Below are 6158 nucleotides of genomic sequence, written 5' to 3' on the forward strand. Positions count from 1 at the left end.
TGTCGAACACTCTTTCTTTTTGTTCTATCAGTCCCATGATCACTTTTGGGCCCTTAGAAAAGACGTGGCTTTAAAACACGCCCTTTCTATAATGAATTAAAAATTATCACAGTATTCCCCCACCATAACAGACTGTCCGACAATTGTCATTCTGAGGCGTAGCCGAAGAATCTCGTTTTTGTAACTTGCTAAAAAGATTAGATTCTTCACTTCGTTCAGAATGACAAACTTGATACTTTTTGAAATGTCGGATAGCCTGATAAATGGTGGGGCTTTCTAATGGGGTAAAAAACTTTTGCACACTGACATACTGCTGTCACTTCCGTCTGTTATCCTCGGAACAAAGGAGGATAACATGGTCTTTAAAAACAAGGTGCTGGTTGTGCTGGCAACGGTGCTCGTATTTTTGGGGTTTAGCCATTGGAGGTAAAAGGCGGAGAAACTTCAAACAGGAGCTATGAACCGTTTACAGAATTGGTCTCGGAGTTTAAAAACCTGACCGAGGTCCAGCAGGAAAGATGGAACATAAGAAACAAATGGAAGCACCTGGTTGCGGGTAAGGGCACGGTTTCGGAAGTGGAAGATGCCGACATCTTTTCTGAAATACAGGGCAATTATTACGAAGTGACTGTCGAACTCGAAGATGGTAATCGTGCTGTCATATTCTATCCCAGAACAAGAAAATATAATTGGGTCGGCGACCTGCAAAAAGACTCACAACAGTGGGTTGCCGTCCGTTTGCCTGCGTGCCTCCGCATGTCCACCCTATCCTGTTGTATACCCGATTATCCATACGTATCCTCAATAATAAAATAGACTTACTTTTTAAAATGTGTATATATTATAAAAAGGAGGGTACTATGAAAACTTCTATGGTAACGTTAAAGGGACAGATTGTTATCCCTGCAGAAATACGGCGTAAGCTTGAATTGAAAAAGGGAAACAAAGTCGCAATTATCGAGCAGGAGGGCGGCTTTCTTGTAAGACCATTATCCAAACAATACTTTGAGCAGTTTGCAGGTATTCTTCCGGATAAGGGTAAAGCAACAAGTGCGCTCCTGGAAGAAAGAAGAAAGGAGCAAAAACTTGAAGACGCTCGTCCTCGATAGTTACGTGCTTTTGGCTTATTTCGAGAAGGAAAAAGGCTGGGATAAGATAGCAGAAGTTCTGCAGCAAGCGTCCGAGGGAACATGCCAATTGTTCCTTTCGGTGGTAAACTGGGGAGAGGTATATTACATCACGCTCCGTGAATACAACGAGGAATATGCCGAAAAAGTCAGGCACGCTTTGGAAAACATGCCGGTTGAAATTGTAGAAGTAAGCCGGAAGGCGACTTTGTACGCAGCAAGGCATAAGGCGGCGGGCGGCCTTTCTTATGCGGATTGCTTTGTTATCGGACTCGCCGAGACTATCAAGGGCGCGGAGATACTAACCGGCGATAGAGAATTTAAACGGGTTGAAAAAACGGTAAAGATTCAGTGGATGTAGACACTGAATCTTAAGGTGCTGTGAGTTCAATAATTTCAAAAACTCTTTGAAGTCTTGCGGTAGTGAAGGAATAGCCATAAATTGTCTGCCGTATAAGTTCTATTGCACGCAAACGTTCTTCAGGCGACTTGGATAACCAAAAATCTCTGTCGTCAATGTCGTGATTAAGTGTACCGACAGAAAAAGCCGTTTTGTCTACTTTAGAAAATATATCGAACTCTTTCATATTTAAATAATAAACCAATTTTTGTTATTATACAAGCAGAGTATAGGAAAATATATTTTCCCCACTGACATACTGCAGTCAGCGGTTTTGATTGTCCCGTATTGATAGCAAAGGGGGACGGGTGTAAATGCTCCAAATAAATATGGTACGGTGGCGAGGATAATCTTTTTAAGACCTTTTTCTGGATTCCCTAATGTCTTTGATGATCTTTTCAATCTTAATATCTTTTAGTAGCTTCTTGTGCGTTTTAGTGTAATCGCCTTCCCCGGTTTCGTATAACAGTATGAACTTAGTTGCACCTGCATAGCCCAGTTCTTTTACCAGTGCATTCCATCCCTTTGTTTTTATGTTAGCTAAAGGTACACCCATGTTATTTCTTCTCCTTTGCGATAAATTCAATTATGCCCAAAACTTTTACTTTTATTGAGTCCTGATGTGTTTTATATAGTCTTACTATCTCATCATCACAGGTAATAAAGTAATCAGCCTTACACTTCTCAGCTAATGTAATATGTAAGGCATCCATATCTGATAGTCCATATCTTTTTAAAGATATTACTCTTTCAACATCTGAATCATCCACTCTGACAAGTTCATCTGCTAATTTAAAGTATGAGTGTATTCTGTTTTTCCTTTCTTCATCGGGGTTTATATTATTCTCGTAAATCAACGCTTCCGACACAACAATAACATAATCCTCTTTTTCTATTTTATCTATGAGGTAAATGAATGCGCTTGTCTCTAAAGCCACCCGTTCCTGCCCCTGAAAATCAAAAGGCCTATTATACACGCACGAATCCAAATATAATTTCAATTTCATACATTGATTTATACCATCTATAGTAAACAAAGTAAAACCGGAAATTAATGAGAAGGTTTTTTGTTAAAAACCGGAGAAATCATATTTTCTCACCGCTGACATACTGCTGTCACTCCCGTCTGTTATCCTCGGAACAAAGGAGGATACCCGTATGTCTTTAAAACAGAAGACAGTCTTGGTGTGTGTTTTTTCGCTGCTGTTTTCTTCATGCGCCACAATTCAAGAAAGCACAAAGAATGACGATGTACTGCTGAAGGAATACACGGTAAAGGAGAATACTGGTTATCAGTATACGGTCAGTTATCAATTTAGGGACTCTGCCAAATTCAATGATGTATCGGTAGAAGCGTCGATAAAGAAGTATCAGATGTGCGAGACAGAGGATAGGGGTATTTATGACAGGACAGAGATTACGGAAAGGAGGGCGGTTTATGAAAAAGGAATAGTTAATGAGCTTAGCAATAATTGGTCCGGACCGGGCGATCTCGGAGATTGTTATAGTATTGCTTCAATCTATTCTCTTATAGTAGGCATAGGAATTTTACTCTTTCCGGTATGTATCACGGACTCTTTCAGGGCAATGGACTCGTCCCGCCACATAGGAGAAGTTACGAAAACAATTCAATCTTCTGAGCCGAATAGGTGCGACGAGGTATCTCCTGGCGGAACACAAGTTACCCTGACGTTAAATGACGATAAAACGTTTACAAAAAGTGCCGATGCTTCGGGGAATGTAATCTTCACGATAAGCGAGCTTGGTGAATCTGCGAAAGAGTTTCATAATACATGGGCAAGCTTAAAGGCAGAAAAAGTCGAGAAGGATGTATCAATACCTGAAACTATTCAATATCATTGGATTGATAGAGATTATGAAATAGCTTTAAAACAGGACACAGTGGATGGGTATCAAACGTTTTTACAAACGTATCCGCAAAGTAAATATACCGATGTAATAGCATCCAGGTTGACTAAACAGGCGCTGAGACAGGCAGAAAAAGCAGTGCATGAAAAAGATTGGGAAGATGCATACAGTTATTGGAAAATCGCCAAAGGTAATACAGAAACACTTACAAATGGCGAGAAAAAAGAATTTGATAGAATCGAGAAGTTTTTAAAAAATAACATAGCATCTAAGGATGAGGCGTATGAGTTTTTTCCGCCGGAGCAGTTTAGGTATGAGACACTGGTAACAAACCCATGGAGTTTGATGGGTAAATACATTGAGATAGAGGGGATTGTATTCCAACGTTTAGGCGTCGGTTCGTACTTAATAAGGTTGGGAGGGACATATATGGTATACGTTGATTATTTGTCAGTAAGTGGTAACCAGCTTATGAGAGAGCTGACGGGTGGTGGTATTCCGAATGGTGCACCGGTAAAAATTCTGGGCAATGTCGTGGGCAGTAAAACCTACGAAACGGCTATTGGCGGCACGAATACCGTGCCATGGCTGTTTGCAAAATGGATTGAGGTAGAACAATGAAAAATAGTTACGAATATGGTATGACAAAATAAAAAAGGAGGGAATAAAAATGGCCGACTTTAATTTTTTTAGAGAATTTAGACACAACATAGAATCTTTATCTGAAGTAAATAACGATTTAATTGTAAAGTGGGCTGAAGTTTGGCAGGAGGAAGGTATTCCTGTTGGTACAACTAATGGATGGTTGTTGGAAATTGTAGTTGGACTTCAAGTACACAAACGTATAAACAACGTATTAAAAGTAACAGAGAAAACTTATACTTGGAAGAATGGCGATAGGGTGAGTAGTTTCCGTTATTGGAATTTGCCTGATAATAAATATTATGGCTTATCACTCATTACACAAACTTCCACATATTGCAAATGCATTTTCGGGTTAGCAGTGATATTATCAATGATACAAGTTCTTTACTTCATCATAAATTGTACCCATCTTGTCGGAGGGGCAAAAATAGCTTTGTTAACCCAATCAGTGTTAGCTTGACATATAGGCACTGCTACGCCATTTCGCTCATATCCTATTCCTAAAAAAAATCCCTGCACATAATATATACCTTTCGGTAATGGAGGCTCATAGATGTTTAGTTGTGGATCGCTTATTTGGTACGCAGTCTCTGTTGTAAAGCTCCCACCCACAGATATGCTGAAAAAGTTGCCACTGGTCATAATACCCATATTGTTAACTGAGCAGCATATATCCACATAAACTGTACACGTTATTGGATTGCCCTTATTATCACTGATCCCTACCACAGCAGGGAGAGTACAACCAGTTGTCCATAATTGTTGAAGTTGATTTGATATGTTTGTAACGGTTATTACAAAAATTATTGGCTCACTTTGCGAAAAGCTTGTAACTTGTTCACCTGCAGAGTTTGTTAAAGATATAGTAGTTGTAAGCGGTTCATTTTCAACAGTATCAGTAAAATAAGAGGCATCAAGGCATGAACCTGCAAAATTTGTAGTCGTTATGATACTTCCTGCAGGTTGCTTGTTTTGGGGGAGTGAAGACTGCCTGCATCCTCCCCCATCTTCTCCCATACATACGATCCCTAATATGATGGTTAAAATTAAAATGCTCTTATAAGATATTACCATCATTGCCTCTTTATCTTTCCATCTCCTGAATAATCTGTCTGTAGGTCATTCCTTGCCAGTGATTTAAGTCATCTTGTTCCCATTTTGTAAGTGCATCCTTTAATGATTGATCATTTGTCAAAGCTTTTATATTTTCTGCAAATTCATATAATTGATCTGCTTGCTCTTGTGTTAATTGTTCATTAAGTTCATCAGTATCATTGTTCTTCTGATAGGCGGTTATCACTGTTAGCGCTTCTCCAAGCAGCGTTTGGGCCTGCTGCCTTATGTCGCTATGCATTGCTATTATCCCTGTAACCTCTGAGGTGTATTGGTAATATGTATCTATCAGCCATTTGCCCTCCTTACCTTGTCCCATTGTCCTATCTCTGAATGCCCTCATATTATCAAGCTCGCTTGTCTGTGTAGGGTCGGCAGCGGTACTCGCCGCACATGGTTGTGGTGTAATAAATTTACCACCAAATACCATCCCATTGTCATCGCCTACTGCAAAATATTGGGATGTAAATGCTATGGATGATTTAATTGCACCTGTTGTTGTAAGCATAGTAAGTCCGCTGCCTCCCAATGTTGAAAAGGCATATACCTTGCCATCATCCGAGCCTACTGCAAGAGCTACATCATTTAATTGGAATCCTCCATTTAAGCCCTCAAAAATAAATTTTCGTTCCACACACTCCCCTCTTATGCCTGATTAGCCACGTTTTAGCTTGTTTATCAAGCAAATCCACCGTCAAATTTCATGCTCCAAGCCCCAAAATCTTTTCTTGCCCCCAGATGAGCACCGCTTCCCCTTCTTTTAAAGACACGTATCCCTTCGCTTTATTCCCTTCATACGACAGTATCTGTTTATTGTTATCCAGGCGAAGGACAGAGCCGGCTTATCTTCCTCATGATGCCTCGCCATATCCATTCCTTGATATGGACCTCCGCCAGAAGCATGTAATAATACCGGGCATGTCGTATGAGCCTGCCCCCTATCTTGATCAGCTTTACCTGTATCGTCCGCAATGACCAATCTTGTATCCCCTCCGGTAACACCA

10 protein-coding genes are annotated in these 6158 nt (G+C 40.2%); 4 read left to right on the forward strand and 6 right to left on the reverse strand.

The window, feature by feature from the left end; all coding sequences use genetic code 11:
* The first annotated feature begins 420 nt into the window (after window positions 1-420).
* The 3 genes from M1381_09265 to M1381_09275 are packed head-to-tail and all read left to right on the forward strand — an operon-like array spanning window position 421 to window position 1488.
* Window positions 421-816, forward strand: a complete 396-nt coding sequence (locus M1381_09265) for a hypothetical protein (protein ID MCL4479267.1) — start codon at window positions 421-423, stop codon at window positions 814-816.
* A 44-nt stretch (window positions 817-860) separates the two neighbouring features.
* The gene (locus M1381_09270) at window positions 861-1109 is read left to right on the forward strand and encodes an AbrB/MazE/SpoVT family DNA-binding domain-containing protein (protein MCL4479268.1); all 249 of its coding nucleotides are present in this window, start codon (window positions 861-863) and stop codon (window positions 1107-1109) included.
* A complete protein-coding gene (locus M1381_09275; GenBank protein ID MCL4479269.1) occupies window positions 1087-1488 on the forward strand; it encodes a type II toxin-antitoxin system VapC family toxin in 402 nt (133 codons plus the stop codon). The genes M1381_09270 and M1381_09275 overlap by 23 nt, the downstream gene beginning before the upstream one ends.
* Window positions 1489-1498: 10 nt before the next feature.
* On the opposite strand, the gene M1381_09280 is transcribed toward M1381_09275, so the two are convergent.
* From M1381_09280 to M1381_09290, 3 genes are all read right to left on the reverse strand, one after another.
* Complete coding sequence (locus M1381_09280) at window positions 1499-1714, reverse strand: hypothetical protein (GenBank protein MCL4479270.1); 216 nt, start codon at window positions 1712-1714, stop codon at window positions 1499-1501.
* A gap of 168 nt (window positions 1715-1882) precedes the next feature.
* Window positions 1883-2083, reverse strand: coding sequence for a hypothetical protein (locus M1381_09285; GenBank protein MCL4479271.1), 201 nt, complete (start codon window positions 2081-2083; stop codon window positions 1883-1885).
* A gap of 1 nt (window position 2084) precedes the next feature.
* Window positions 2085-2534: a PIN domain-containing protein gene (locus tag M1381_09290; protein ID MCL4479272.1), complete on the reverse strand. Its 450-nt coding sequence runs from the start codon at window positions 2532-2534 to the stop codon at window positions 2085-2087.
* 151 nt (window positions 2535-2685) lie between these two features.
* Between M1381_09290 and M1381_09295 the strand changes: the two genes are divergently transcribed.
* Window positions 2686-4017, forward strand: coding sequence for a hypothetical protein (locus tag M1381_09295; protein ID MCL4479273.1), 1332 nt, complete (start codon window positions 2686-2688; stop codon window positions 4015-4017).
* Window positions 4018-4425: 408 nt separating this feature from the next.
* On the opposite strand, the gene M1381_09300 is transcribed toward M1381_09295, so the two are convergent.
* The 3 genes from M1381_09300 to M1381_09310 all read right to left on the reverse strand — a co-directional run.
* On the reverse strand, window positions 4426-5115 hold the full coding sequence (locus tag M1381_09300) for a hypothetical protein (protein MCL4479274.1): 690 nt from the start codon (window positions 5113-5115) through the stop codon (window positions 4426-4428).
* A gap of 10 nt (window positions 5116-5125) precedes the next feature.
* Complete coding sequence (locus M1381_09305; protein ID MCL4479275.1) at window positions 5126-5788, reverse strand: hypothetical protein; 663 nt, start codon at window positions 5786-5788, stop codon at window positions 5126-5128.
* Between the two features lie 126 nt (window positions 5789-5914).
* Window positions 5915-6158, reverse strand: a 244-nt coding sequence (locus M1381_09310; protein MCL4479276.1) for a hypothetical protein, incomplete at its 5' end; no start/stop codon positions are given.

The sequence above is a fragment of the Deltaproteobacteria bacterium genome (genome assembly GCA_023382265.1).
In the GTDB taxonomy this organism is placed as follows: domain Bacteria; phylum JAMCPX01; class JAMCPX01; order JAMCPX01; family JAMCPX01; genus JAMCPX01.